The 26842-nt window shown below is 57.6% G+C and carries 22 protein-coding genes; 12 read left to right on the top strand and 10 right to left on the bottom strand.

Annotated features, from left to right (window positions below):
* A partial coding sequence (locus WCO56_17690) for a type IIL restriction-modification enzyme MmeI (protein MEI7731411.1) occupies window positions 1–1244 on the top strand: 1244 nt, incomplete at its 5' end.
* 173 nt (window positions 1245–1417) lie between these two features.
* Here the strand turns inward: WCO56_17690 and WCO56_17685 are convergent.
* From WCO56_17685 to WCO56_17670, 4 genes are all read right to left on the bottom strand, one after another.
* Window positions 1418–3610: a DNA topoisomerase IV subunit A gene (locus WCO56_17685; protein ID MEI7731410.1), complete on the bottom strand. Its 2193-nt coding sequence runs from the start codon at window positions 3608–3610 to the stop codon at window positions 1418–1420.
* A 13-nt stretch (window positions 3611–3623) separates the two neighbouring features.
* Window positions 3624–5462, bottom strand: coding sequence for a toprim domain-containing protein (locus tag WCO56_17680; GenBank protein ID MEI7731409.1), 1839 nt, complete (start codon window positions 5460–5462; stop codon window positions 3624–3626).
* Between the two features lie 223 nt (window positions 5463–5685).
* Window positions 5686–7251 (bottom strand): DUF4080 domain-containing protein, encoded by a 1566-nt coding sequence (locus WCO56_17675; GenBank protein MEI7731408.1) that lies wholly within the window; start codon window positions 7249–7251, stop codon window positions 5686–5688.
* Between the two features lie 61 nt (window positions 7252–7312).
* Window positions 7313–7675, bottom strand: a complete 363-nt coding sequence (locus WCO56_17670; GenBank protein MEI7731407.1) for a hypothetical protein — start codon at window positions 7673–7675, stop codon at window positions 7313–7315.
* Window positions 7676–7980: 305 nt separating this feature from the next.
* On the opposite strand from WCO56_17670, the gene WCO56_17665 reads away from it, so the two are divergent.
* The 6 genes from WCO56_17665 to WCO56_17640 all read left to right on the top strand — a co-directional run bounded on the left by WCO56_17665 (window position 7981) and on the right by WCO56_17640 (window position 15745).
* Window positions 7981–10335 (top strand): hypothetical protein, encoded by a 2355-nt coding sequence (locus WCO56_17665; protein MEI7731406.1) that lies wholly within the window; start codon window positions 7981–7983, stop codon window positions 10333–10335.
* A gap of 279 nt (window positions 10336–10614) precedes the next feature.
* On the top strand, window positions 10615–12186 hold the full coding sequence (locus WCO56_17660) for a polyprenyl synthetase family protein (GenBank protein MEI7731405.1): 1572 nt from the start codon (window positions 10615–10617) through the stop codon (window positions 12184–12186).
* A 13-nt stretch (window positions 12187–12199) separates the two neighbouring features.
* The gene (locus WCO56_17655; protein MEI7731404.1) at window positions 12200–13120 is read left to right on the top strand and encodes a prenyltransferase/squalene oxidase repeat-containing protein; all 921 of its coding nucleotides are present in this window, start codon (window positions 12200–12202) and stop codon (window positions 13118–13120) included.
* Complete coding sequence (locus tag WCO56_17650; protein ID MEI7731403.1) at window positions 13117–14952, top strand: prenyltransferase/squalene oxidase repeat-containing protein; 1836 nt, start codon at window positions 13117–13119, stop codon at window positions 14950–14952. Before WCO56_17655 ends, WCO56_17650 begins: the two co-directional genes overlap by 4 nt.
* 45 nt (window positions 14953–14997) lie before the next feature.
* A complete protein-coding gene (locus WCO56_17645; GenBank protein MEI7731402.1) occupies window positions 14998–15585 on the top strand; it encodes a 3'-5' exonuclease in 588 nt (195 codons plus the stop codon).
* 16 nt (window positions 15586–15601) lie between these two features.
* A complete protein-coding gene (locus WCO56_17640; GenBank protein MEI7731401.1) occupies window positions 15602–15745 on the top strand; it encodes a hypothetical protein in 144 nt (47 codons plus the stop codon).
* A gap of 27 nt (window positions 15746–15772) precedes the next feature.
* Here WCO56_17640 and WCO56_17635 read toward each other — a convergent pair whose 3' ends face one another.
* Together WCO56_17635 and WCO56_17630 are read right to left on the bottom strand one after the other, a co-directional pair.
* Window positions 15773–16099: a type II toxin-antitoxin system RelE/ParE family toxin gene (locus WCO56_17635; protein ID MEI7731400.1), complete on the bottom strand. Its 327-nt coding sequence runs from the start codon at window positions 16097–16099 to the stop codon at window positions 15773–15775.
* Complete coding sequence (locus WCO56_17630; protein MEI7731399.1) at window positions 16096–16686, bottom strand: addiction module protein; 591 nt, start codon at window positions 16684–16686, stop codon at window positions 16096–16098. The genes WCO56_17635 and WCO56_17630 overlap by 4 nt, the downstream gene beginning before the upstream one ends.
* 1022 nt (window positions 16687–17708) lie before the next feature.
* On the opposite strand from WCO56_17630, the gene WCO56_17625 reads away from it, so the two are divergent.
* Window positions 17709–18647 (top strand): sugar phosphate isomerase/epimerase family protein, encoded by a 939-nt coding sequence (locus WCO56_17625; GenBank protein MEI7731398.1) that lies wholly within the window; start codon window positions 17709–17711, stop codon window positions 18645–18647.
* 4 nt (window positions 18648–18651) lie between these two features.
* Here WCO56_17625 and WCO56_17620 read toward each other — a convergent pair whose 3' ends face one another.
* Both WCO56_17620 and WCO56_17615 read right to left on the bottom strand, forming a co-directional pair.
* Window positions 18652–20010 carry a gfo/Idh/MocA family oxidoreductase gene (locus tag WCO56_17620; protein ID MEI7731397.1) on the bottom strand — a complete coding sequence of 453 codons (1359 nt, stop codon included), beginning with the start codon at window positions 20008–20010 and terminating at the stop codon, window positions 18652–18654.
* Window positions 20011–20054: 44 nt separating this feature from the next.
* Window positions 20055–20882 carry a sugar phosphate isomerase/epimerase gene (locus tag WCO56_17615; protein ID MEI7731396.1) on the bottom strand — a complete coding sequence of 276 codons (828 nt, stop codon included), beginning with the start codon at window positions 20880–20882 and terminating at the stop codon, window positions 20055–20057.
* Window positions 20883–20975: 93 nt separating this feature from the next.
* On the opposite strand from WCO56_17615, the gene WCO56_17610 reads away from it, so the two are divergent.
* Window positions 20976–22013, top strand: coding sequence for an AraC family transcriptional regulator (locus WCO56_17610; GenBank protein MEI7731395.1), 1038 nt, complete (start codon window positions 20976–20978; stop codon window positions 22011–22013).
* 10 nt (window positions 22014–22023) lie between these two features.
* Here WCO56_17610 and WCO56_17605 read toward each other — a convergent pair whose 3' ends face one another.
* On the bottom strand, window positions 22024–22638 hold the full coding sequence (locus tag WCO56_17605) for a phosphoribosylanthranilate isomerase (protein MEI7731394.1): 615 nt from the start codon (window positions 22636–22638) through the stop codon (window positions 22024–22026).
* Between the two features lie 106 nt (window positions 22639–22744).
* Here WCO56_17605 and WCO56_17600 point away from each other — a divergent pair, with 106 nt between their 5' ends.
* The 3 genes from WCO56_17600 (at window position 22745) to xylA (ending at window position 25789) form a co-directional block, all read left to right on the top strand.
* The gene (locus WCO56_17600; protein ID MEI7731393.1) at window positions 22745–23659 is read left to right on the top strand and encodes a hypothetical protein; all 915 of its coding nucleotides are present in this window, start codon (window positions 22745–22747) and stop codon (window positions 23657–23659) included.
* Window positions 23660–23667: 8 nt separating this feature from the next.
* On the top strand, window positions 23668–24378 hold the full coding sequence (gene rnc, locus WCO56_17595) for a ribonuclease III (protein MEI7731392.1): 711 nt from the start codon (window positions 23668–23670) through the stop codon (window positions 24376–24378).
* 97 nt (window positions 24379–24475) lie between these two features.
* Complete coding sequence (gene xylA, locus WCO56_17590; protein ID MEI7731391.1) at window positions 24476–25789, top strand: xylose isomerase; 1314 nt, start codon at window positions 24476–24478, stop codon at window positions 25787–25789.
* Between the two features lie 126 nt (window positions 25790–25915).
* Here the strand turns inward: xylA and WCO56_17585 are convergent, their stop codons facing one another.
* The gene (locus tag WCO56_17585) at window positions 25916–26425 is read right to left on the bottom strand and encodes a DUF2271 domain-containing protein (protein ID MEI7731390.1); all 510 of its coding nucleotides are present in this window, start codon (window positions 26423–26425) and stop codon (window positions 25916–25918) included.
* Window positions 26426–26842: the final 417 nt, after the last annotated feature.

Raw genomic sequence — 26842 nt, 5'->3', positions numbered from 1 at the left:
TCGCGCACCGTGCTTTTCCATGGGAAAGCGAGGCGCGCGGCAAAGCGCATGTGCATGTTGTCATTATCGGGTTTGGCCCAACCGATGTGCCCGCCAAGTTTATCACGGACTACGATACCGATTTGGAACATCCAACATGTACTCGAGTTGCCAACATCAATCCTTACTTGGTGGAGGGTAGTGATACCGTACTCACAAAACTGAGTGTACCTCTCTGTGCGGTTCCAGAAATCGTTTTTGGATCCATGCCCAATGATGGTGGACACTTGCTGTTGAACCAGGCCGAGAAAGCCGAATTGCTTGAGATTGAGCCCAAGGCGGAAAAGTTCCTCCTTCCCTTTGTGGGCGCGGAAGAGTTCATCAACGGCATTGAGCGGTGGTGCCTCTGGTTGGCCAAGGCGACAGCGGCAGAAATCAGGGCAATGTCTGCGGTGATGCGCCGCATTGAAGCGGTCAAGGATCATCGTTTGCAGAGCGCGCGCGCAACCACTCGCGCGCTGGCCAAACAGCCAACCCTGTTTGGTGAGAACCGGCAGCCCGCCAGCAACTACCTCCTGATTCCCGGCGTCTCCTCTGAAACCCGCAACTATATCCCGATTGGTTTCCTGCGTCCCAATATCATTGCCAGCAATGCTGTGAGCGTGGTGCCGGATGCGACGCTCTATCACTTTGCCATCCTCACTTCCACAATGCACATGGCCTGGGTCAAGCACGTCTGCGGGAGGCTGGAGAGCCGCTTTCGATACTCAAATCAAATCGTTTATAATAATTTCCCGTGGCCGACAGCAGTGACACCCGCGCAGCGCGAACAATTGGAATCGGCAGCAAAACATATTCTCGATCTGCGGGTGGAATGCGGCGATGGCCGCCACGGCTATCTTCCCGTCCGCCAAAAAAGTGCCGCTTGTACCCTCGCTGATCTCTACGATCCATTAACCATGCCTGCCGCACTGGCGAAAGCCCATGCCGCCCTCGACCGCGCCGTGGATCGTTGTTATCGCAAAGAAGCCTTCGCGTCCGACCGCCAGCGGGTGGAATACCTGTTTCAGCTTTACGAACAGATCACCGCCCCATTGGCTCCAGTTGGCAAGCCGAAGCGCGGAGGCCGCCGCAAAAAGGCGGAGGATGCTGTTCCAGCCTTTCCACCACTCCTGGCGCAACAGGTCCCCAATGCCGATCAAGCCGCCGCGGACGCCGCTCACGCGTATTTCCTCCACGAAGAGCCACCCCCTTATCGGGTTTAATTTTGGTATGCCAAGTTTTCAAACAAGACTTGAGCACGCAAAACCATGGGCCTGACCATTCACTGTAATCTGATCGCAATGGAAAGGTGATTAAGTAGGCGATCACGCGCCCGGTCAGGCGATGGGTTCGAGCGTAATGACGTCCACGCCTACTTTGAGCGTGGGATGCTCGGCTAGGCAAACACCACTTTGGTCGTTGGCGCTTCGGCGTCCCAGCCGCGCGTGGGCTGACTGGTGATGGACGACACTTCCTTGATGGAAATCTGCCGGCCCAAGGTCTTTGGGGTCTTCACATCCAGTTCGCCCGGATTGCAGGTCTGCTGGTTGACCTTTTGATACGGCGCCGGCTTGTAGCGAATATATAACTGCGGCGGGGTATCCGCTTCGAGATACAGGATTTTCGCCTTTTCGGGCGTACACTGGTAATCCTTGTTCATGATCCAGCCGCCGAAGGTGAACCGCTTCAGGTACGCGGCCTCGCGGGTGGAATAGGCCAGGGTAAACACCTTTTCGCGGTCGGGAATGCAGCAGTAAATCAGATCCGGCCCGATGAACAGCTTTTCCGGTAGATCAATGACCTTGTAGTGACCGTCCTTGAAGATCAGCAGCAGCTTCTCGAACTTGGTGCAATCAATCTTGAATTCGTCGCCCGACACTTTATGGCCGAGGTAACCGGATTCGCGGTCGTAGGCCAGCTTGAAGGATTTGAACGCCACTTCCTTGGCTTCGACTTCGTCGTAGCGGCTGGAGCGCGTCAGGCGCGGGTAGATGGGGCCGTATTTGGCCAGCAACTCTTCCAAGTGGCCAATGACGTATTTGATCAGGTTCTTGAGATATTTCTGCGTCTCTGCCAAATCCGCTTTGACCTTTTGCGTCTCTTCGCGGTGCTGGTTGATGTCGAACAAGGAAATCCGGCGAATGCGCACGCTGAGCAGCCGTTCGACGTCTGCCGGAACCAGTTCCCGCAGGAGTTCCTTCTCAAACGGCTTGAAGCCTTCTACCACCGCCGCCATCACCGTCTCGTTGGTTTTGCATTGCTCGATCTTTTTGTAGATGCGCTGCTCGATGAAGATGCGCTCGAGGGTGCGGAAATGCAGTTCGTCCAGCAACTTGCCGATCTTCAGTTCCAGTTCCTTTTTCAGGATAGCCACCAACTGATCCGTGTTCTGCCGGAGCACCTCGGAGACCGACAACTCGACCGGGCGGTTTTCCTTGATGACGGTAATGCGGCTGTGAATCGTGACTTCGCACTCCGTGAAGGCGTACAACGCATCCACCAGTTGTTCCGGGTTGACGTCCTTGGGCGCCTTGATTTCGATTTCGACGTCTTCGGCCGTGTAATCGTTGATGCTGCGCACCTTGAGCTTGCCTTTGCGCGTGGCGTCTTCGATTGAGCCGATCAGGGAATCCGTGGTGGTCGAAGGCGGAATTTCCTTGATGACGACGGTGTCCTCGTCCTTGACCTTGATTTTGGCGCGGACTTTGACACTGCCGAGGCCGTCCCGGTAATCGCGGGCATCCATGAGCCCACCGGTGACGAAATCCGGCAGCACCTTGAACGGCTGTTTCTTCAGGATGGCAATCTGGGCCTGCAATAGTTCGGGGAAATTATGCGGCAGGATGCGGGCGGAAAGCCCGACGGCGATGCCTTCGGTGCCCAACATCAGTAGCAGCGGCAGCTTGGAGGGCAGGGTGACCGGTTCCTTGTTACGGCCATCGTAGCTGGGAATGCACTCGGTGATTTCGTCGTTGAACACCTCCGTGCGGGCCAACTCGGTTAGCCGGCACTCGATGTAACGGGAGGCGGCCGCCGGGTCGCCGGTGAAAATATTGCCGTAGTTCCCCTGGCCCTCAAGCAGGTAACGTTTATTGGCCAGTACCACGAGCGCGTCGCCAATCGAGGCGTCGCCGTGCGGGTGGAACTTCATCGTCTCGCCCACCACGTTGGCCACCTTGATGAACCGCCCGTCATCCATGCCGTGCAACGCCCACAGGATGCGGCGTTGGACGGGCTTCACCCCATCGGCGAGGTGCGGAATCGCCCGGTCGCGGATGACATACGAGGCGTATTGCAGGAAGCAGGTATCCATCCGCTGATGCAAGGGCGTCTCCGGTCGGTGCGGGGGACCGTTGAAGGTATGCGTCGGTAACTCGGGCACGACCTCGCTGATAACGTGGCCGCCGTTGCCATTTCCGTTGCCGTTGGTGGGAGCATCGGCGGCGGGCGGGGTGGGTTTAGCCACGGCTGGCACTGGCAGGTTAAGCGGCTGCGGGCTCTCGGCGTTCAATTCAATGCCGCCGGCTTCCGGAACCAGTGGCAGTTCGGGCTGGGGGGCGTCTTCGGGACGTTTCTTTGGGGTGCTCATGTTGTCTCTGCGCTTAGTCTTCCACCGGTACCACCAGGTTTTCCATGATGTACTCTTTGCGCTCCGGGGTGTTGCGTCCCATGTAAAAGCTCAAAATGCTGCTGGCCTCGGGTTTGGAGGCGTATTCCACTTTGCTCAGGCGCATTTCATCCCCGATGAACTGCTTGAACTCGGCGGGGTTGATTTCCCCCAAACCTTTGAACCGGGTGATTTCGCAGCTCTTGCCCAATTCCCCGCTGGCCGTGTCGCGTTCCTGCTCGGAGTAGCAATAAATGGTCTTTTGCTTGTTGCGCACGCGGAACAGCGGTGTCTCGAGGATGTACAGGTGTCCGTCGTGAACCACCTGTTCGAAAAAGCGGAAGAAGAACGTAACCATCAAATTGCGGATATGCATGCCGTCCACGTCGGCGTCGGTGGCCAGGATGACTTTGTAATAGCGCAGATTTTCAATGGTATCCTCGATGTCCAGGCTGCGCATCAGGTTGTACATCTCGTCATTTTTATAAATGGCGTCGCGATGCAGATCCCAGACGTTGAGCGGCTTTCCTTTCAGGGTAAAGATGCCTTGGGTTTCCACGTCGCGGCAACTGACGATCGAGCCGGCGGCGGATTGCCCTTCGGTAATGAAAAGCATGGACTCTTCGCCCTTCTCCTTTTTCTTGTCGAAGTGCGTCTTGCAATCCTTGAGTTGAGGAATGCGCAGCGTGATGGCCTTTGATCGCTCGCGCGCCAGCTTCTTCACCTCCTGCAACTCTTTGCGCAAATTCTGGGTATCGTTGGCCTTGCTGATGATTTTTTCCGCGATCTCCTTGTTGCGATTAAAAAAGTGCAGCAACTCCTCGCGCACTTTGTTCACGAGATCGGTGCGGATGTCCGTGTTGCCCAGCTTGTTTTTCGTCTGTGACTCGAAGATGGGGTCTTTGAGCCGGATGGCGATGGCACCCACCATGGATTCGCGCACGTCGTCCCCTTCAAACTTACCGTTGGAATATTCGTTGACGGCTTTGAGCAGCCCCTCGCGGAAGGCGCTCAGGTGCGTGCCGCCATCCGAGGTATAGGTGCCGTTGACGTACGAGTAAAACGTCTCGCCGTAGCGGCTGTTCGTATGGGTGAAACAAAATTCCAGCGTCTTGCTGCTGTAATGCAGCGGCGGGTAGATCGGTTCCGCGTTGTCCGCCTTCAAATCCTCCAGCACCAGATCCAGCAAGCCGTGCCGCGAGAGGAACAGCTTGCCATTATACACCAGCCGCAAGCCCGGGTTCAGGTAGCTGAAGTGCCGCAGCCGATGCTCGATGTGTTCCTCGCGGTACTCATATTCCTTGAAGATTTCCGGGTCGGCTTCGAAGGTGATCAACGTTCCGTTGGGTTCCTTCGGGTCTTTGCCACCCCGTTCGTTTTTCAGTTTGCCCTGTTTGAACGTCGCTTCAAAAAATTCACCGTCCCGATGACTGCGCACGGTGAACAATTTGGAAAGTGCGTTGACCGCTTTGGTGCCAACGCCGTTCAGCCCCACGCTGAACTGGAACACCTCATCATTGTACTTGGCGCCCGTATTGATCGTGGAGACACAATCCACCACTTTCCCGAGCGGGATGCCGCGGCCATAATCACGCACGACCACCTTCTTATCCTGCACGGTGATCTGGATTTCCTTGCCGTGCCCCATGATGTATTCATCAATGGCATTATCGACGATTTCCTTCATCAGGATATAACAGCCATCGTCGTAATGGGCTCCGCTGCCGATGCGGCCAATATACATGCCCGTCCGCAAACGGATATGATCCAGCGAGGACAAGGTCTTGATCTTGCTCTCGTCGTAAACGTTCTTGTTATTATCTTTCTCGGCCATAGCCAAATCTTTTCATTCGCCGCCATCAAAGATGGCAGACAACCGTCTGAGTTTGTTACCAAGATACCACCTGAAAACAACTAAAATCTACAGCATTTTTCATCAAAACACAAGCTATTGTGGAGGAATGGTTTTCGTATCCCATTAGTAGTGGTGAGACCTATGTGGAAACAGCAACCGAAATGGACCACGGACCGGGAATTTTATAACTGATAACTGATAACTACCTCTCAGCTTCCATCTCCTTCATACTGGAGGTTTCTCCGGTCAGATGGCGGTCCTGGCGGCGCTTGCGAGTGGAGGTTTGGGGAACCGGCGGGTGGCTTTGGGTGGCGGGCAGGTGGGCCTGGAGGAATCCGGGAATTTCGCGGCGGCCTGGCGCTTGGTAATCGCGCAGTAGGCTTTCGGCAACCGCAATGGCGGTCAGGCCGCGTTCGCGGACCAGATATTGGTGCAGGAGTTCCATGAGGCGGGGCAAGGAGATGGCGTCGGTGCGTCCCACCGTCTGATGTAGCCAGTCGCTCAATTGCATGAATGACGCGAAGGCGGACGGGGTTGACTCCCAGATCAGCGGGGCAGTGCGAGCAAAGTTGCCGCTATTGGCCACCAAATCCCAATAACGCGCGAAACGACGGAGCCGCTGCATTTCGGCGAACGGAATGAGGCGATTCTGCAAGATATCATAAGGCGGGTTGGGGTTGTACACCATGCCCCATTCGGCGTCGTGCCGGCCAAGGGACGTGCCGCGCAGGCGTTTCAGAATGCCCACCTGAATTTCCTGCGGTTGAAATGCAAGCAACCGGTCGAAGCCCGTCGCGAAGCTGGCGGCATCTTCGCCGGGCAGGCCAAAGATGAGATCGGCGTGAATATGGACGCCGGTATGTTGGCGCAGGAAGCGCAGATTTTCCGCCAGCCGGTCGTAGTTTTGGCGTCGTTGAATCAGGGTCGCTGCCTCGGGGTTGAACGTTTGGATGCCCACCTCGAATTGCAGCGCACCGGGCGGGAATCTGACGATAATTTCGCGCAGTTCATCCGGCAGGCGATCCGGTACCAGTTCAAAGTGATAGAGATGTCCCGGTTGGTAGCGGGTCAGCAAGAATTCAAGGATGGCGCGGCTGAATTTGAGATCGAGATTAAAGGTGCGATCCACGAATTTAAGCTGGGTGGACCCACGATCCAGCAGGTCGGCGAGGGCGGCCAGGATGTCCGGCAGCGGAGCTTGCCGCACCGGGATGTCCAGCGATGAAAGACAGAACTCGCAGGAGAACGGACAGCCGCGCGAGGCCTCGACGTAGGTCAGGCGGTGGGCTAGATCCTCGGGCGTGTAGAACGCGTATGGCAGCTTGAGGCGGTGGAACTCCGGCAATTCTGCGAGGATGATTTTGGCTGGTGGCCGGTCACCAGCCAGGAGTCGCCGGCACACTTCGGCGAATTTCAGGTCCGCTTCGCCCGTAATGACGTAATCCGCTAAAGCGACGATCGGTTGAGTATTATATTCATAGCTAACCTCGGGCCCGCCGAGAATGATGCATAAGTCCGGGCGCAGGCGTTTTAAAATGGCAACGAGTTCGGTGGTCTGGGTGACATTCCAGATGTACACACCGAGCCCGAGAATGCGCGGCTCGTGTTTGAGCAGCGCTTCGGCCAGTTCAAGGGGGCGGCGATTGAGGTCAAATTCAACGAGGGCCGTGCGGGATGCCAAATCACCCAAGTTCGCCATCAGGTATCGCAACCCGAAGGCGGTATGGATGTATTTGGCGTTCAGCGTGGATAAAACGATTTCGGCCATGCGCGAAAAGATTATCCATCAAGCCGTCGCAACCCTTGCCGGGGCGGAAAACCAGAGCGGCTTACTTTTCTTTTTTGGCGTCTTTACCGCCGATATAGACGTTAACCAAGTTCAACTTGCCATCCACGTCTTTGTACGAGCCAGTGATTTTTTCGCCTTCCTTCACATCTTCAATGACCGCCGGCTTGCCGCCTTTGGTGAAGCGGGTGTCCGAGGTGATCTGGAATTGCCGGTCATTTTCTTTGCCTCCCAGCGTCAGGGTCATCTTCTCTTTGTCAATCGCCTTGACGGTGCCAACAAAGGAGTTTTTCTTGCCCTCGGTTTTCTTCTCGGTTTTCTTTTCCGCTTTTTCGGCGGCAAACGTAGGGGTCGGCGCGGCAAGGATTGCCGCCATCATCACACTGGCCAGAATAAATTTTTTCATAAGCAACGTTCTATTTACGTAACAAATTCGGAACAATTCAGCGCTTAAACCTGGTTTGGTGCAAGCATTTTGTGACGGTTTTTAATGCCATCATCTGGCCGGGCACCGCATGGCGTTGTGATAACCCATCATAAATGGGTCACGTTTAAACGGGTGAGCCGCTTTTCATTTGCAGGCTTGCCAGCCGGTTGGATTCAAATGATATTGGGCCCATGCAAATGGCAGCTTTGGATGAAGCCACGGAAGCACTTGGCCAAGTGGGTGCAACGCGTGGAATGCGAAGGTGAATTTACGTGGCAATCACTATGAATAAAATCATCCGTTCCGTGCTCACGACTCTTTTGGCTGTGCCACTCGTCGCCCTCCAGGTCGCCGAGGCTGCGGCCTCCTCCCAACGCATTGACCGTCATGCCTTGGTCACGCGGCATAACCTGGAATGGAATGATCCGGCGGGACAAATCCCGCTCGGCAATGGCGAGTTTTGTTTTAATGCGGATGGCACCGGGCTGCAAACATTCGGAGGCAATTCGATGTCACATTGGGGCTGGCATTCGTTTCCGCTGCCAGCGGGTTGGACTGCCGACCAAGTGCCGCCCACTGGCACTTTCCAGCAAGGCCGCAATGTCGGCGGCGATGTTTTTCCGAAGAATGCCGCCGCGATCCGCACCTGGATGTTTGATAATCCACATGCGATCAACTTGGGCCGGCTGCGCCTGTGCAAGGCCGATGGCGCAGAACTGACGGTAACGGAAATCTCCGGGTTGGCACGCACATTGGATCTGTGGTCGGGCGTGCAAACGTCAACGTACCAGGTCAACGGCGAGCCGGTGCGTGTTGAAACCTGTGTCCATCCGTCGCTCGACGCGATGGCGGTGCGGATTGAATCCCCGCTGCTTGTCCGGTGCGGACTGGAAGTCGCGGTGGATTTTCCCTATCCGAATCTGCGCAACGGCGCTTGGGTGGGGGATTTTGCCCGCGACGATGCGCACACAACCAAGGTGATCCGCAACGCCGGGAACCGCGCCAGCTTTCAGCGCCAGGTGGATTCCGTCCAGTATGGTGCGGCGCTCGCATGGTCATCGGGTGCTGTATTGATCGAACCTTCCGGCAATGTCACCGTAGCGCCGTTGGAAATCCGCAAAGCGGAGTATGGTGCTGGTGATCGCTGGGCGGATGTAACCGCCAAGGTGGCCGGAGCGGCCAAAGACGGACGTCTTGCCTTGACGGTTAACTTTCAGTCAATGGCTGCTGACCCGGCTCCGGGAAAAGCAAAGAGCCTGCGGGTGGTGTATGCCTTGGCTGGCAAGGAACAGAAGATTGTGGTTCCGGATAACCAGATGCTCCAGCTTTCCGGCGGGTCGGGCCGCCATCTTTATCGGCTGCAAGCTCAGGGTACTAATAAGCTGGAGTTTGTCTGTGCATTTGCCCACACGAACCTGGTCAGCGAATTACCCTCCTTCACGGACAGTCGGCGCGCATGCGTCGCCCGGTGGGAAACCTTCTGGAAAACCGGTGGCGCGGTGGATCTTTCCGCCAGCAAAGATCCGCGCTGGCGCGAATTGGAGCGGCGCATCGTGCTGTCGCAATACCTCATGGCCGCGCAATCGGCGGGCAGCTATCCATCCGCTGAAACCGGGTTGATGGGGTTGGATCCATGGCGCAGCCAGTTTCACATGGAAATGGTCTGGTGGCACCTGGCGCATTACGCCTTGTGGGATCGTTGGGACATGGCGGATCAGGCGCTGGGATGTTATCAACGATTTGCGCCCGCCGCCCGTGCCCTAGCCGCCCAGCTTGGCTATCAGGGTTTGAAATGGGCGAAGTCCGTCGGCCCCGAGGGGCGCAGCGCGCCGTGGGGGGGCAACCAGGTCTTGCTCTGGAAACAGCCGCACCCGATTTTCTTCGCGGAGTTGGAATACCGTCTGCGCCCCACGCGGGCGACGCTGGAAAAATGGGCGGACATTGTGAACGGCACCGCCGTGCACATGGCGGATTACCCGACCCGCGATGCCACGAACGGCGTCTATTCGCTGGTGCCCGCGATGCCGCCCAGCGAGCAGGGGATCACGCGCGACACGGTCTTTGACCTGGCGTATTGGCGCTGGGGCCTGGATGCGGCGCAGCGCTGGCGCGAACGGTTGGGCCAGGCTCGCGTGCCGCAATGGGACGAGGTGCGTCGCCATCTCGCGCCGTTGCCCATCGTGGATGGCGTGTTCGTTCACTCTGCCGAGTGGCATGACACCTACACCAAGCGCGCTTGGGAGCATCCTGACCCGGTGGGCGTTCTGGGCATGTTGCCGCCGGTGGTGGGCGTGGACGCCGAGACGGCGCATCGCACGGTGCTGAAGGTCTGGGAAACCTGGAACTGGAATCGCACCTGGGGCTGGGATTGCCCATGGATGGCCATGGCTGCCGCGCGGGTGGGTGAACCGCAGATTGCCTTGGAGGCCTTGCTCAAGGACAGTGCGCGAAATCAATTCGACCAGCGCGGGGTGAACACGGGCGGGCCATGTCCCTATCTGCCCGGTAATGGTGGCCTGCTCTATGCTGTGGCGATGATGGCCGCCGGATGGGATGGCGCGCCAAAGCGTCATGCCCCGGGTTTTCCGGATGATGGCAATTGGGTGGTGAACTGGGAGGGTTTGAAAACCGCCCCTTGACCGGCACGCGGGATTGGAGGATGGCAACACCGTTTGGATTCCTGCACCGCGCAAAAGCGGCTGTTGGTTCCGAAATGGTACGGAGTTGGCACCGTTGTTCCCAAGCCTTCCGGACGCGGTTTGGGGGTATTTCACGATCCTTAAACCCCTGCTTTACGGACGCACTTTCCTATTGTATGTTCTGAATCGCATCGCATGACAACGCCAATCGTAAGTGGCAGACGATCCGAATCGTCTCTGTTAGCCGAACACTCTCCTAAAAAAGGGTCTGGCATCGGCATGCCGCAAAATAAAGCGGAGCGGGAATCGTTTCGCCGCGTGGTGCGCCAGTATGTCACCCAGATGGCGCTGGTGCCGCCGCTGTCCATGGAAGAGCTGCGCCAGCATACGGATGCCATTCTGAAACAAGCCGAAATTCAGCCGGGGTATCGAGATTTTATCACCGTGCTGGTGGGCAATGAAGTCTGGTGGGATACCATGGCGGGCATTCCGTTTGACCGCCGGGTGTTGATGCTGCCGCAGTGCCTGCGCACCAAGGCGGTGTGCCCCGCCGAAATGGATGAATTGGGATTGCTCTGCGCGCAGTGCGGACGGTGCCCAACGGGTGATATTCAGACCGAGGCGGAGGATTTGGGTTACGTGGTGTTGGTGGCGGAGGGGACGACGGTGGTCACCAAGTTGCTGGAACAGGGCAAGGTGGATGCGGTGATCGGTGTCAGTTGCCTCTCAGTGCTCGAACGGGCCTTCCCGCACATGGCTGCCCATGCCATTCCCGGTTTGGCGGTTCCTCTGGTTCGGGGGGATTGTGACAACAGTCAGGTGGATGTGGATTGGATCCGCGAGGCCATCCGGCTCCGCTCCGACGCGCATTGGCTCGGGCAGGTGGATATTGACCGCCTGCGCGACGAAGTGGAGACGTGGTTCACGCCGGAGGCGTTGCGCCGGGTGCTTGCCCCCGAGGGCACGCAGACCGAGGAGATTGCCTTGGAATGGTTGGCGCGGTCTGGAAAACGCTGGCGCCCGCTGCTGGCCACTTGCGTGTACAAGGCCGTAACCGGCACCGAGGCGCAAACGTTGCCGGACAAAGTGCATCGTGTCTCCGTGGCCATGGAATGTTTTCACAAGGCATCGCTGGTGCATGATGACATCGAGGATGGGGATGATTATCGTTACGGTGAACGGACCCTGCACAATCAGCACGGGGTTCCCGTGGCGTTGAATGTGGGTGATTATCTTTTGGGGGAGGGGTATCGCCTGATTGCCAACTGCGGGCTGCCGCCGGAACAAACGGCCAGTATGCTCGCGGTCGTTGCCGAAGGGCATCGCAATCTTTGCCTGGGGCAGGGCGAGGAATTGTGCTGGGTGCGCAATCCGGTAGCCTTGTCATCGCGCAAGGTTTTGGATTTGTTCCGCCGCAAGACCGCGCCCGCGTTTGGGGTGGCGCTGCGCTTGGGGGCGATCAGCGGCGGCGTGAAGGATGAGGTCAGCCAGGTGTTGACCGCGTTCAGTGAATCGCTGGGCATTGCCTATCAAATTCGCGATGACCTGGACGATTTGTCCGGCAGTGATAATGATGCCGATGCGCTGCGGCCCTCGCTGCTGCACGCCTTGGCGTATGAAAGCGCCAATAGTGAAACCCGGGAAACCATGGTCCGCGCCTGGCGGGAGGCCGCCGGGAGACCACGGTCGAATCCGCAGGTGCATGAACTGATTGTCAGCCAGCGCGCCGAGGAAAAGGCGCGTCAGTTGCTCGAACATTACAAGAATGAAGCCACCCGCTCCCTGAGTCCGCTCCGCAACGCGCAACTCAAAGGCTTGTTGCAGCGGCTCGTTGGCAAAATCCTTGGTTGAACTGGTGTTTCCGATGACTGCCGCGAGCCACCAGGGAATTCTGAATCCGCTCCAAATCGCCGCCCGTTTCCTGGAGCCGGAGGCAACCAGCCTGCTTGCCCGGTACCTTGCCAGCCAGTGGCTGCCCGAGGGCGGGTGTCGTGGTCGCAGCCGGGCAGGGGACTTGTATTACACGGTTTTCCAACTCGAATGCTGGCAGGGGTTGGGATTGCCTTTCCCGGAAAAAGCGGTGGGCGAATACCTGGAACGTTTTGGCACCGGGCAACCGTTGGATTTTATCCACTGCGCCTGTCTGTCCCGTTGTCGCGCCCTATTGCCTTCCACGCGGGCCAACTTGGCCGTCAATCGTGAAATTCTTGGGCGGCTGGAACAATTTCGTTGTGCGGATGGCGGGTATAACCAACGCCTCACGCCGGGTGACGCTGCGAATTTCAACGGGGCAATCTACGAGGGATTCCTGGCTCGGTTGGCTTACGAAACCATGGGGGTTGACCTGCCGCGTTCTCAGGATTTTTTGTGCTGGACCAGCCAACTAAAGCCGGTGGATGGCGGGTACGCCGGCAAGGCCGGTCTGCAATCGGGAACCACCACGGTCACGGCGGCGGCCATTGCTTTGCGGCTTCGCCAGGGGCTCCCGGTTCCCGAATCGGCGGGCCAGTGGTTGCTGGCGCGTTGGGTGCCGGAGGGGGGATTCCTGGCGGCGCCGGGAACTCCCTTGCCCGATTTGCTTTCCACCGCCACCGCGCTGCAAGCGCTGGCCTTGTTGGGAATCCCGTTGGGCGAACACCGTCAAGCCTGCCTGGAATTTGTGGAATCCCTCTGGACTGGCGACGGCGGTTTCAGCGGTCATGCCGCCGATCCGGAAACGGATTGCGAATACACCTACTACGGTTTGTTGGCGCTGGGCCTGCTCATGGCTGAGGCACACGCATGAGTGACCCGGTGACAGCCCGGATCAAGGCCGTTGCGCAACGGGTGCAACGGCAACTGATGGCCGAGTTTCGGCCTGAAGGTTGTTGGGAAGGCTGGTTGTCCAGCAGTGCCTTATCCACGGCGGTGGCGGTGCTGGCGCTGGCACGGTGCGGCGAACCATTGGACCAACCGTTCTTGACACGCGGCCTTCAGTGGCTGGTGGATCATATCAATGCCGATGGCGGTTGGGGTGATACGGTGGATAGCCCTGCGAATCTAAGCACCACCTTGTTGTGTTGGTGCGCGTTTTCAGTAACCGGCGGCGAAAATCACCGGAGTACCGTGGCCCTCGCGGAAGGTTGGTTGAGTCGTAAAATGGGCGGGTTACAGGCGGATTCCATCAGAGACTCCGTCCTGGGGTTCTACGGCAATGACCGCACGTTTTCCACGCCGATTCTCACGGTGTGCGCGCTGGCGGGCCGGCTGGGTGAAAACCCTTGGCCGCGGGTTCCGCAGTTGCCGTTTGAACTGGCCATGTTTCCCCACCAGTTATTCCGCTGGCTGCGCCTGCCGGTGGTCAGCTACGCCATTCCCGCGTTAATCGCCATTGGGCTGGTGCGTCATCAGCACGCGCACAGCCGGTGGTCGCTTCTGTTTGCCTTGCGCGAGCGGATCAAAGTGCGGGTGCTCGACGTGCTCGAAAAAATGCAGCCGGAGTCCGGTGGTTTCTTGGAAGCCACCCCCCTGACGGGCTTTGTCGTTCTGAGCCTGGCGGCGGCGGGGTTTCCAGATCATCCGGTCGTCCAACACGGTCGGAAGTTTTTATTGGCCTCGGCACGGCCCGATGGCAGTTGGCCGATTGACACCCATCTGGCTACCTGGGTCACCACCCTGGCGGTAAACCATCTGTTGGCGGGGGAGAATCCGTTCACCCTGGCGCAGCGGCAGTCGGTTCATCGTTGGTTGCTCGCGCAGCAGCATCGGCGGGAACATCCTTTTACGCATGCCGCACCCGGTGGGTGGGCTTGGACGCCGCTCTCTGGCGGCGTGCCAGATGCCGATGATACCGCCGGGGCGCTGGTGGCGCTGAAAGGGCTTGGCGTCGCCGATAGCCAGGACTGGCCCGCGATTCGTGCCGGGCTATCTTGGCTGCTTGACCTGCAAAATAGTGATGGCGGCCTGCCCACCTTTTGTCGAGGTTGGGGGAAATTACCGTTTGATCGCAGTTGCCCGGATATTACCGCGCACGCGTTGCAAGCGTTTGCCGCGTGGCGCGCGACGGCGGACCCGGTGATGCGGCAGCGGTTGGAGGCGGCGCTGCGCCGTGGCATTGAATATCTGGCCAGGGCCCAAGCCGCCGACGGTTGCTGGATACCATTATGGTTTGGGAACCAATGGTCAACCGATCATGCCAATCCCACTTATGGGACGGCGCAGGTGGTCGTTTCCCTGCAACGTTTGGCCAGCGATGGTGTGGCGGACCTTCAACCCATGCTGGATAAAGGCTGCCAATGGCTCGTGCTGGTGCAAGATGCCGAAGGCGGTTGGAGTGGGGGCAGGGGAGGGAACGTATCCATCGAGGAAACCGCGTTGGCGGTATGCGCGTTGGCCGGAGCGGGTGGAAAATATCTGGAGTCCGTCCACCGCGGGCTGGAATGGTTGCAGGCGCATACCAACGAGGGAACCGCATTTGTGCCCAGTCCGATTGGATTGTATTTCGCCTCCCTTTGGTATTACGAAAAGCTGTACCCCCTCATTTTCACCGTCGGCGCGTTGAATCGCGCCGCCGCTGCCCGGCGAATCAATGGCGGGCATCCATCATCTAAAAAAGAGGTTGGCGGGCTGGGCGGATGACATTTTAAACTTGGTAAATCACGTTGCAATAGTTACGCTGCCGCCATGCCAAGTAAACTGAAGCGGGCCAGACAAACGGGGCGGCAGCCGGAAGCGGATGCGGGGAACGGAGTGGCGGGTATTAAACGCTTTGCCGCCATTGATTTTGAGACTGCGGATTATGGGCAGGACAGCGCCTGCGCATTATCGGTGGTGGTTGCTGAACCCACCGGCATCCTGCGCACGGAACACTGGCTGATTAAGCCACCGCGCCAGCAATTCTTCTTTACGCATATCCACGGCATCACCTGGCGGGATGTGATGAGCAAACCGTGTTTCGGTGACATTTGGCGCGAGGCCGCGCTCCTGCTGGAGGGGGTTGACTTTGTCGCCGCGCACAACGCCCGGTTTGACAAGGGCGTGTTGCGTGCCTGTTGCACCAGCCACTCCGTTGCGCCGCCGCCTCTGCCTTTTGTCTGCACGGTCAAGCTGGCGCGGAAAGCGTGGAACATCCGGCCCACCACCCTGCCGGATGTTTGCCGCAAGTTCAGCATCCCCTTGCGCCACCATGATGCGCTCTCGGATGCGCGCGCGTGCGCGCAGATTGTGATCGAGGCCATCAAAGCCGAGTTCAACCCCATGGTGGCGGTTTGAGGGGGGTAATCCATCAATGGGCAACATAATGGCCGACACCACCACCACCACCGCCAACCTCGGTTTTGAACAGAAGCTTTGGCTCACCCAGAAGATGCAGGGACTGCTCTACGACGTGGAAACCCACACCATCAACTATCTAAGCGCCATTCTGGTTTGACACCTCAATCACAATCGTACCAAGTCATCAAGGTTGCGGGTCGGCTGCTCGCGCTGCCAGAATAGTTTGAATCTTTTTAGGATCGTAGCGTGAATAAAGTAGTGCCACGACCACGACTGTTTCCATGTGCATCCGGTAGTACAAACTGTAGGGAAACCTTGGGAGCAGCACACGGTGAAAGTTTCCGAAACAACGGTAATGAGTGGTCAATCCAACCTCGACGGAGGTAATGGCATCCCTAAATGCGACTTCAAAACGCGCGCCACCAAAACCAGGGGAAAGGTTTTCATAATACACATACCCTTCGGCATAGTCGCGGCTAACGGCGGGAAAAAAGATGAGTTGCCGACTCATCGGAGCAAGGCGTTGACCTGCGCCCAAAATTGATCCTTTGACAGGCCAATCGCGGGATTGGCTTGGAATTCCTGCCACCGTCTTTCTAGTTCCAAACCATGCTGCGGTGGCGGCGGTAATTCTGAAAGATTACGGAGCGATGACAGCAATTCCTCGGCCAGCATGAGCCGTTCTCCATCGGTCATTTGTTCGTAATTTGCAATATCTGTCGCTTGCATGGAGTAAGCATCGCTCGTTATTGAAAATTTGCAAGGCAGGATCCAGCATTTTAGGTGGCGCCGCAATTTTAAGTGCGGTGGTAGAATCCACGCGCAATCTTGCGCATATTTCCAAGCCGTGACGCGCCAGGTCACTCCAGCCAGGCAAACGTTACAGTCTGTTCCTGACGACACACCGCGTATAAGGTATGAGTTCGGTGACGATTCAGTTGGATGATAATGCAGCTCGTTTGGCGGCAGAAGCAGCTCAAATAGTGCAACAACCGCTTGAGAGTTGGTTGCGTGATAGTATTTACGCGGCAGCAGAACGGACTGTGAACCGTATGAAGACGGACGAACGTCGCGTTTCCCCCTTACATCCGGGGCCATGCAGCCCACTCCAGATTTTAACGCTCCGCTAGTTGAATTTGTCCCCTACACCTGATAGTGCATGAACCTGCTATTTTTCGGGGTCATTCGGATAATGAACCTTGTTATGGTTGACACTTCCGCAAAGACGAAACCGAACAATACTATGGTTTGATAAAACGGTTGCTCCGCCAATGTAACTGTCTGGATTACGTTGGCTGGCCAACGTGTGCAACACTTCACTTTCAAATGGTCCTATTGGCATAGCTCAGCAACAATTCGGTAGCCTTTGTGACCCCCATGCAGGCGCAGCTCGCGGATGACAAACGAAATATCCTCCTCAGTGATTTTTAAATCACGACGGTACGACCAAAAGCATTGTGCGTAAAAATCCTGATACGCCCGCTGCGCTAATTCCAGCCGGCGATTACACTTGGCCTGCTCCGTCGTGTTCATCGCCGCAGATTAACTCATCTATTGCCGACTTTCAAGCTTGCACATTGCAGTAACCATCCCAGTTTGCGCCCCGACCGAATAGCCCAGATGTTGACCAACGTCACGGATGCTTTGGGACGTTCTAATGCCTGGGTGTTCGGCACCCCCGGCAATGATTATTCATTCCGCGCCAACTGACCCGCAGAAAAAGCAAAGAGGGCATTCATAGACTGGTTCGTTTTCGTCTTTGCCAGGCTTGCTCAGATTCCATCTCCTGATTCCCAGATTCTCTCCTGGCTTTCAGCTTTCGCGTTGTTAGCCCGTTTCGCGGTTTGAAGGTTCCAACTCCTGACTCCAAGCTCCTATCTTCTGGCCACAATATTTTTGCCAATAAATTTTTCTGCCATGGTTTTGAATCTGTTTCTGCATCACACAGTTTTCACACAATTTTAACACAATTCTGGGCAGGAACATGAAAATAAAAATTGCGTCCAAGTCGTCGTGTATGATTTCGAATAAAACGGTCAGCAATCAAAGTTGAAATATTTTCCAAGCCAGTCATACTGCCGCGCATGAATACGCCTGTGTCTCTAAATCGCCGGGAATTTTTGACAACCTCAAGCGTGCTGGCTTCCGGACTGCTGCTGGCAGGCCAACCGTTCGCCCACGGTGCCGCCAAGCCCGCTCCCTGGCGGGTGACCTGCCGGGATAACCTGCTGGCAACCACCGGGCAGCCGGATTGCTGGGCGGCCATGCAATTCCTCGGCGTGGATGGCGTGGAAGTGGAAGTGAATGAGCAACTGGTGTGCAACAGCCTGAAGCATCCCGAGAAGCAATACAGCCTGGCGACCGAGGATGGCATCAAATTGGTGCGGGATGATTTTGCCAAAAACGGAAAGGTAATCACCAGCTTCTGCATGCATAACCGGTTGGATGAACGGCTGGAGCAGGAGGTGGAATGGGCCGGCAAACTTGCCCAGGCTGCCGCCAAGCTGGGCGTGGGCGCCATCCGCATTGATGTCTATCCGCGCAAGGTGGCCGGCGAGGCGATGCTGCCCTTTGCCATCAAGGCGTGCAAACAACTCTGTGAAGTCGCCGGGGATGCGCCTGTGCGCTTCGGCATTGAGAATCACGGCAAATTCACGAACGACCCCGAGGTGCTGGAGAAGCTGTTTGCCGCCGTGGGTTCACCCAAGCTGGCGCTGACGCTGGACAGCATGAACTTCTACTGGTTCGGGCATCCCTTGCGCGATCTCTACGGCATCCTGGAACGGTTCGCGGGACGCACCTGCCACACGCACTGCAAGAACCTGCGCTATCCGGAAGACAAGAAGAACGAGCGCCGCACCATGGGTTGGGAGTATGCCAAGTACTCCATCGCCCTGCATGAGGGCGATTTGGATTATGCGCGGATCGCGGGCATTCTGCGCAAGGTCGGTTACGCCGGGAACCTGTGCCTGGAGAATGAATGCCTGAAGCATTATCCCAAGGAGCAACATCCCGAGGTGCTGAAAAAGGAAATTGCGCTGCTGCGGAGTCTGGTTTGACCGGTCAAAGCACGTTCGTCACGCCGGGTTTGGCGACGGGATATTGGCCGTTGGCATCGGGCATGACCGGCGGATTAGCGTCATTGGTCAAGGTGTCCAGACCAGGCGCCAGTTCGGCGTTTGAATTCATGACCTCTTCCCACGTGATCATGCGGCCGGATTCGCACGCCATGCGCCCCATGATGGCGGTTAGGTTTGTCTTCACGCACCGCTCGCTTTCATTGCATGGCTTGTCATTGCGGATGGCGTCAAACAGCAGGTCGTGCTCAAACTGGTAGGCATCGGATTTCGGCCCCTGATATTGCCAGATCAAATTTTCCGGGGCCTGCCTGTGGCCTTTGTAAATACGGGGACTCGGCACACCCTCGCCCAGCACGGCGCAGCCCTTGGCACCCTGGATGACGTCCCCAAAGAACCCCCAACACTGGGCCATGTGCCGAGCTTGCGCCAACATGCGGGTGCCGTCGGCAAACGTGTATTCCGCCGAGTAATGATCGAACAACTGATCGGGCTCCTGTCGCATCTGGCGGCCGCCCATGCCCTGCACCGATGCCGGCCATTCGTTTTTCACCCAGCAGCAGACGTCGATGTTGTGAATCAGCCAATCGAGCAGGAAGGTCCCATTCAGCCACGTATAGCAACTATAGTTGACGATTTGATGGGCGAGTTCGCTTTGATCCGGCTGCCGGGGCTGGTACTTGACCGGGCCATGCATCCGATACGCCCAAGTGGTAATCACATCGCCGATGATGCCCTGGTGGATTTGTTCGATGGCTTCGCCAGTGGGCTTGGAATGGCGGGTCATTAGGCCGCCGGCAATTTTGAGGTTTTGCTTCGTGGCTTCCGCACCGGCCTTGAGAATGCGGCGGGAACCGGGGGCATCCACCCCGAACGATTTTTCCATGAACACATGCATGCCCTTTTGCACGGCATACTCGACGTGCTGGGGACGAAATGCGGGTGGCGTGGCCAACAGCACCACACTGCCTTTGTCGAGCGTGTCAATGGCCCGTTTGAAGCCGTCGAGCCCGGTGAACTGGCGTTCCTTGGGCACCGTCACTTTATCCGCCTGGTTCGGAAACCGCTTTTGCAATTGACCCAGCGTATTCTGGATTTTCGGCCCGAAGAAATCCGCGATGGCCCAAAGCTGCGTGGGGCCTTGGGTGGACAACGCCTGCGCCACTGCTCCGCTACCACGCCCGCCGCAACCGACGAGCGCGATCTTAATCGTGTTGGCCTCGGCGGTATAGCCGGGGCGAGCCACGGCGGTCAGGACCGCCGCGCCCGCCAGTGCTTTACCAGAGGTGGACAGGAACTGTCGGCGGGCAGTCGGATTCAGCAACGGAGTTGGCAAAGGGTTCATAATCTTTGCGGTACAGGGTATTTTGGCCGTCCAGCGGTGCAAGCTCAGCGCAACAACGCTTTGAGATGTTTGATGGACCGTTCGGCCTGCGGCACCGTACCGCATTCGACGGAGAACACGATGTCCCGCTTGGCCTTCTTGCAGATGCGGATGATGCGCGCCCAATCAATCACGCCGTCACCGCAGGCACAGCCAACGGGTGTACCGGTGACCTTGCCGCGCTCGGCCTCGGAGTGTTGGATGGAAATATCCTTGGCGTGCAGATGCACTAGGCGGCCCACCACGCGCTCGCACCATTTGTAAGGGTCTTCACCGGCGAGATAGCTGTTGCCGGTGTCGAAGTTGATGCCGATGGCCGGGCTTTTCACCAGCTTGTAGATACGATCCAAACCCGCCGGGGTTTTGCTGTATTGCTGATGGCACTCCAGCCCGATCAGGATGCCGCGCGGTTCCGCGACCAGCGCGGCCTCTTTCAAGGTGTAGCGCATCAGGACGTGGTCCTCTTCCTCGGTGGTCCAGACGGGTTTTGGCCCTTCATCGGTGTTGATGACCGGCGCACCGCACTCGGCCCCAAAGCGGATGGCCTGCTTGAGGTACTCCACACTGACTTCCGGCTTGATCAGCGGGCAATGGGCGGACAACCCGGAAAGCTTGATGCCATGCTTTTCACAGGCGCGCTTGATGCGCATGGGGTCATCCAGCATGGAAACGCTGTGGAAATAACCGGCTTCGCTGAGCAACTCGCGGCCCCAATGGACCATGGGTTCGACGTATTCGTAACCGAGTTCGGCCGCCTTGGCGACGCCCCATTCAAAGGATTTGTCATCGTGCCGGACAAATTCCATGTTAATGCCGAGTTTGATATTGCTCATAAATTTTTTTGGTTCGCTGTTTATATTTCGATTGACGATACGCGAAACCCAAGGTTCCCTTCTTCCAAGATCATCCATCGGTAAATATTGAACATGAAACGGCCGCCAAATAAAATCACCGGAACCACTGGTTCCGCCATCTTTCTCAGCCACAAGGAGACGTATCACGCCGACCGCTGCGAGCCGCTGGTGCAGGCGATGCGGCGCGGCGAGGTACGGGTGTCGTCCCTTGCCCGGCGGGGTTATCCGGGCAGTCCCATGCCGGAGGGGATGTTGCCGGAGGTCTCCACCATTGGCTTTTGGGACGCCAAAGGCACTCAGAACTGGGGGCTCGACTGGCACCGTAATGAAGGCATTGAACTTACCTATTTGTCACGGGGCAAAACGGATTTTCTGGTGGAGGATCAGCAGCACCTGCTGGAAAGCGGACACCTGACTGTCACACGCCCCTGGCAACGACACCGTCTGGGGAACCCAAACATCGGAGCCACGCGGCTCCACTGGCTGATTCTGGATGTCAACGTGCGCCGGCCCAACCAACCCTGGCGCTGGCCGGACTGGCTCATTCTCAGCGCGGACGACCTCTTGCAACTCACGCGATTATTGAGTCACAACGAACAATCCGTCTGGCTGGGCAACGACGAAATCGCCGCGTGTTTCGAGCGGCTGGCCGGGCTGATCCAACACCCGGACGCGGCCTCGACGCAAAGCCGTCTGCGCTTATTCATCAACGAACTGTTCCTCGCCGTGCTCGATCTGCTTCAGGCGAAAAAGGTCACCTTGGATGAACGGCTGGTTTCTTCGCGCCGGACCGTGGAGCTATTTCTTGCCGCGCTACCAAGCCATCTGGAGCATCCGTGGACGCTCGACGAGATGGCCCAACAATGCGGCCTTGGACGCAGCCGCTTCGCCGATCATTGCCGGCAGATTGTGAACATGGCGCCGGCGGATTACCTGATCCATTGCCGCGTGGAAATGGCGAAAAAGTTGCTTCAGTCGCAACCCGGCTCGAACATCACGGACGTGGCGCTCGCGTGCGGTTTTCAAAGCAGCCAGTATTTCGCCACGATGTTCCGCCGCCGTATCGGGCAGACGCCGCGTGACTTTCGGGAAAGTGCTGCCGTGGATTAACCAAGCGTTACTACGCGTGTTTGGCGGCGCGAATGAAGGCGCACACTTTTTCCGGGTCTTTTTTGCTTGGGGCAGATTCCACCCCACTGGACACGTCCACTCCATAAGGGCGGACCTGTTTCACTGCGGCGGCGATATTGTCCGGGGTTAGCCCGCCCGCCAGGATGATTTGTGGGTTTTCCCGGGCGGCTTGTGCGGCAATTTCCCAGTTGAACGTGGCACCCGTGCCACCGCGTTGTCCCGGCACGTAGCTATCCAACAACCAAGGCATTCCGGCATACGGGCGGCAAAGCTCCAGGGAAGCGGCGTCACGCACGCGAAAGGCTTTGAGCCAGCGCCGGCCAAATTGACGGCAAAACTCCGAAGGCTCCTCCCCGTGAAATTGCAGCGCGTCCAGCCCGCACGCGATGGCTTCCCGCACTTGGGCAGCCGACGGATTCACAAACACGCCCACGCGCGTGACAAACGGCGGCAGGTGTACGAGGATTTCCCGGGCTTGAGCCAGCGTGAGGTGACGCGGGCTGCCCTCGTAAAACATAAAACCCAGGGCATCGGCCCCGGCGTTCATCGCGCCCAGAGCGTCCTCAAGGCTGGTCAACCCGCAGATTTTTACTCGCACACTCATATTGCGGGATCATCTAGCCCGGAAAACCCGGCCCTGTCCAGCCGTTTGCGTGGATTCGGGATTGCACTTGGGCCTGGATTGCGAATAATGGGGAGAGTTATTGGGCATGAATGATTGGCACATACAGTCGCGCGCGCACGCCTGCCAGGCGTGTGGCCGGCATTTTGCGGATAAACAACCGTATCATACGCTGTTATCGGATCATAAATCCGAACTGCTGCGGCAGGATATTTGTGTGGATTGCTGGGCCGCGCAACACAGCCATGGATCGCAGGACCGCAAAGGGTTCGTCTCCCACTGGCAGGGAGTGTATGAAACGCCTCCGGCAGCGCCACCGGATGCCATTCAGAAGGAAACGGCGGAAACCTTGTTGCGCAAACTGGTCGAACTGAACGACCCCAAATATACCCCGTCCACCTTCGTCCTGGCGGTGATGCTGGAACGCAAGCGCCTGCTCAAAGTCAAAGAACAACTCAAGCGGGATGGTCAACGCATCATCATTTACGAACACGCGAAAAATGGGGACCTGTTCACCATCGCAGATCCCAACCTGCAATTGAACCACATTGAGCAAGTGCAACATGATGTGGCCCAGTTGCTGGAACACGGGTTGCCGGAGGTGCCACCCGTTCCCGCTCCAACGCCCGCAGCCGACGCCCTCCCGGAAGCCGCGCCATCGCCGGAAACGGTTCCATCCGAACCTGCCGCAATTGATCCGGCCGTGCCGAGTCCGGCGTCCGAGCCGGTTGCCAGTGAAACACCTGCCGCCACGTCATCCGAAATCCCCGCGTCGGTGGTCGAGACCCCGTCAGTACTCGAAGTTCTGACCGAGGTGGTGGTCGAGCAACCCGCCGAACCTGTATTGGCACCCGAACCCGTTCCTGAAGCAAGCGTCTCAGTGCCGGTAGAACCTCAGATCGCGGAATCGAATACCCCAGTCGCATCGGATGCTGCGGCGGCCACCCCTGAACCGTCTGCTCCCGTTCCCAATCGCCGTGGCAAACGCCGGGCGCAACCTTAAGTTGAACTGTGGCTGAATTTGACACTCTCCAAGCTCGTTTAGGATACACCTTCCGTGATCCCGACTTGTTGCGTCTGGCCATGACGCATCCCTCGGTGGGCCATGAGGGCACGCATACCACGGAGAATAATCAGCGTCTGGAATTCCTGGGCGACGCCGTGCTCAACCTGATCATCACCACCGAACTCTACCAGAAATTTCCCGAGCATGATGAAGGTGCCCTGACGAAACGCCGGGCGGAACTGGTGAACCGCCGCAGTTTGTCCACCTTGGCCCGCCAACTGGGGCTGGGCGACACCCTCCGCCTGGGGCGAGGGGAAGAAAAATGCGGGGGACGCCACCGGGAATCCAATCTGGCGGACGTGTGCGAATCCCTGCTGGGAGCGGTCTATCTGGATGGCGGGTTCGAGGCCACCCGCACGGTTATCCTCAACCTTTTCCAGGAGCTGATGGGGCCACCGCCGCTGGTGCCGCGCCTGTTCAATCCCAAGGGGGAGTTGCAGGAGGCGCTTCAGGCTGCCGGGGCGGAACCACCGCAATACCGGCCGATTGGCGAACCCACCGGTCCGGATCATGACCGCGAATTTGAATATGCGGTCTTCCATGGCGGCCGCGAACTGGGGCGCGGCAAAGGCCGTACGAAACAAGCGGCGGAAACCGAGGCGGCCATCGTGGCGATGGCAACGTTGCGACAAACGGTAGAACCGCCATCCGCCTGAGTCTTTTCTTCGCGGTTTTCACTTGCCACCCAGCCGCGTTTCCATTAGGTATTTCGTTACGACGTACGATAACAATAAATAAAGAATAATCAGAACTATGGCAGCCGCATTTCCAGACGTGAAAAACATCGCCTACGAAGGGCCTGACTCGAAGAACCCCTTGGCGTTCAAACATTATAATCCCAACGAATTGGTCGAGGGGAAGACAATGAAGGACCATCTGCGGTTCTCCGTGGTCTATTGGCACACGTTCCGCGGGCGTGGGGTGGACCCCTTTGGCGCGGGCACGATGATCCGCCCGTGGGATGACGGTTCCGAATCCGTCAAGAACGCCCAGAAGCGTGTCACCGCCGCGTTTGAATTTATTCAAAAATTGGGCGCGCCCTATTATGCGTTCCATGATCGCGATGTCGCGCCGGAAGGCAAGAATCTCAAGGAAACCAACGCCAACCTGGATGCCGTGGCCAAAGCACTCAAGGAAGCGCAACAGCGCACCGGTATCAAGCTGCTCTGGGGCACGGCCTGCCTGTTTGCCAATCCACGGTTTGTCCATGGCGCGGCCACCAGTTGCAATGCCGATGTCTTTGCCTATGCGGGCGCGCAGGTGAAAAAATGCCTGGAAGTCACCCACGAACTTGGCGGCGAAGGCTATGTGTTTTGGGGCGGACGCGAGGGATACTCGACGCTGTATAACACCAACATGAAGCGTGAATTGGATCACCTGGCCAAATTCCTGCACATGGCGGTGGATTATAAAAAGCAAATCGGTTTCAAGGGCCAGTTCTACATCGAGCCTAAACCCAAGGAACCGACCAAGCACCAGTACGATTCCGATGCCGCCGCGTGTCTGAACTTCCTGCGCGAATACGACTTGCTCCCGCATCTGAAACTGAACCTGGAAACCAATCATGCCACCCTCGCCGGCCACACCATGCAGCACGAAATGGACGTCGCGGGCGCGGCGGGTGCGCTTGGGTCCATTGACGCCAACACCGGCGACATGTTGATCGGATGGGATACCGACCAGTTCCCCACCGACGTTTACCTGACCGCCCAGATCATGCTCACCCTCCTCAAATACGGTGGTTTGACCACTGGCGGCGTGAACTTTGACGCCAAGGTGCGCCGCGAAAGCTTTGAACCCATGGATTTGTTCTACGCGCATATTGGCGGGATGGACGCCTTTGCGCGGGGCCTGAAAATCGCCGCCGCTATCCGCAAGGACGGGCGTCTGGCGGAGTTCGTGAAACAACGCTACAGCTCCTGGGACGCCGGCATTGGGGCGGACATCGAGAAGGGCAAAGTCGGTTTCAAGGAACTGGAAACCTACATGCTCAAGAAGGGTGACTCCACCCCGAACACCAGCGGTCGCCAGGAATTCCTGGAAAACCTGATCAACGAGTTCATCTAAACGCGTCTGCTTTTTATTTCAGACAAGGAGAGGGCTAATGCCCTCTCCTTTTCATTTAGGCATAAACAACTTGAACTTTGAGATGCGGGAACAATTCCTCCGGAGCTTTGCCTGTCACCCTCAAGATCACTTTTCTGGCACGAAACTGACTTTGATCGCCTTGAAGTTGCCCTGCCTGGCCAGTTGCGTGGACTGGGCTTGCGGACCTTTGACAAAGGAAAACACGGCGCGCGGCCCTTGGAAATCCCCCTCGGTAAATTCGGCGAAAAACAGATATGTCCCGTCGGGTACGGTTGTGCCTTTCCGGTTGCGGCAATTCCAAGCGGCGGTGATGACGCCATGCGAGGTCAGCGTGGCGCCACTGACCCCATCCACATCCGCGTTTCCGCGGCGCGCGGCATTCCAAGTCGAAAGGTGTTGCGCGCGATTGTTGCCATGTTTCAGCACCGTCGTGATGAAATTCGTCCTGGCATCCGTGATCCACACCGCCAGCACATGATTGGGGCTGTGCGCCCAGCCCTCGGAGAGGGTGGTGAACTCCAGCCAGGCGGTGCCGTCCGTGGCGGCCGCCCAACCCGTCAGTGCCGGAGCGCCCAGCAAAATCAGCGTTAATAAAAAGCAACGTAGCGTTTTCATGGCATGGCAGTAGGGAAGCGGATTCAACGCTTACTGTCAAGGTTGCTGAGTCGCTATGAGCGTTAATGAAAATCAATGAGGAGAATTTTGCAGAAAAATGAACCGGCATAAAAATGATACGAAGGAGATGGAAGCTGGAAGTTAGAATGAAGTGCTCGCACTTGCAGCTTTAATGCATGCCCCCGTCTTCGTTTTGGATTGTGCATTCATTCCAGAACAGCAGCCAGGCGACTGTGCGGCCAGCTTGTGAAACGTCCACTTACCCGATACGCAGGCGGGTTCGGAGCCGGGCCAAATATGCGGGCAAATCCAAATAGTCACCACGCAAACCTTCGATATGCTTTCGCATCGCCATGACTTCACTCTTATATGTTCCCTGCGATGAATTTGATCACAAGCGTCATGATTGTCCGGCAG

The sequence above is a fragment of the Verrucomicrobiota bacterium genome, from assembly GCA_037139415.1.
Taxonomy (GTDB): Bacteria; Verrucomicrobiota; Verrucomicrobiia; order Limisphaerales; family Fontisphaeraceae; genus JBAXGN01.
The sequence above is the reverse complement of the archived record's forward strand: the minus strand, read 5'-3'. Positions and strand labels throughout refer to the sequence as shown.

Coding starts and splice junctions, on each gene's coding strand:
- WCO56_17685 (MEI7731410.1), bottom strand. CDS start 3,610: ATGAGCACCCCAAAGAAACGTCCCGAAGACGCCCCCCAGCCCGAACTG.
- WCO56_17680 (MEI7731409.1), bottom strand. CDS start 5,462: ATGGCCGAGAAAGATAATAACAAGAACGTTTACGACGAGAGCAAGATC.
- WCO56_17675 (MEI7731408.1), bottom strand. CDS start 7,251: ATGGCCGAAATCGTTTTATCCACGCTGAACGCCAAATACATCCATACC.
- WCO56_17670 (MEI7731407.1), bottom strand. CDS start 7,675: ATGAAAAAATTTATTCTGGCCAGTGTGATGATGGCGGCAATCCTTGCC.
- WCO56_17665 (MEI7731406.1), top strand. CDS start 7,981: ATGAATAAAATCATCCGTTCCGTGCTCACGACTCTTTTGGCTGTGCCA.
- WCO56_17660 (MEI7731405.1), top strand. CDS start 10,615: ATGCCGCAAAATAAAGCGGAGCGGGAATCGTTTCGCCGCGTGGTGCGC.
- WCO56_17655 (MEI7731404.1), top strand. CDS start 12,200: ATGACTGCCGCGAGCCACCAGGGAATTCTGAATCCGCTCCAAATCGCC.
- WCO56_17650 (MEI7731403.1), top strand. CDS start 13,117: ATGAGTGACCCGGTGACAGCCCGGATCAAGGCCGTTGCGCAACGGGTG.
- WCO56_17645 (MEI7731402.1), top strand. CDS start 14,998: ATGCCAAGTAAACTGAAGCGGGCCAGACAAACGGGGCGGCAGCCGGAA.
- WCO56_17640 (MEI7731401.1), top strand. CDS start 15,602: ATGGGCAACATAATGGCCGACACCACCACCACCACCGCCAACCTCGGT.
- WCO56_17635 (MEI7731400.1), bottom strand. CDS start 16,099: ATGAGTCGGCAACTCATCTTTTTTCCCGCCGTTAGCCGCGACTATGCC.
- WCO56_17630 (MEI7731399.1), bottom strand. CDS start 16,686: ATGGCCCCGGATGTAAGGGGGAAACGCGACGTTCGTCCGTCTTCATAC.
- WCO56_17620 (MEI7731397.1), bottom strand. CDS start 20,010: ATGAACCCTTTGCCAACTCCGTTGCTGAATCCGACTGCCCGCCGACAG.
- WCO56_17615 (MEI7731396.1), bottom strand. CDS start 20,882: ATGAGCAATATCAAACTCGGCATTAACATGGAATTTGTCCGGCACGAT.
- WCO56_17610 (MEI7731395.1), top strand. CDS start 20,976: ATGAAACGGCCGCCAAATAAAATCACCGGAACCACTGGTTCCGCCATC.
- WCO56_17605 (MEI7731394.1), bottom strand. CDS start 22,638: ATGAGTGTGCGAGTAAAAATCTGCGGGTTGACCAGCCTTGAGGACGCT.
- WCO56_17600 (MEI7731393.1), top strand. CDS start 22,745: ATGAATGATTGGCACATACAGTCGCGCGCGCACGCCTGCCAGGCGTGT.
- xylA (MEI7731391.1), top strand. CDS start 24,476: ATGGCAGCCGCATTTCCAGACGTGAAAAACATCGCCTACGAAGGGCCT.
- WCO56_17585 (MEI7731390.1), bottom strand. CDS start 26,425: ATGAAAACGCTACGTTGCTTTTTATTAACGCTGATTTTGCTGGGCGCT.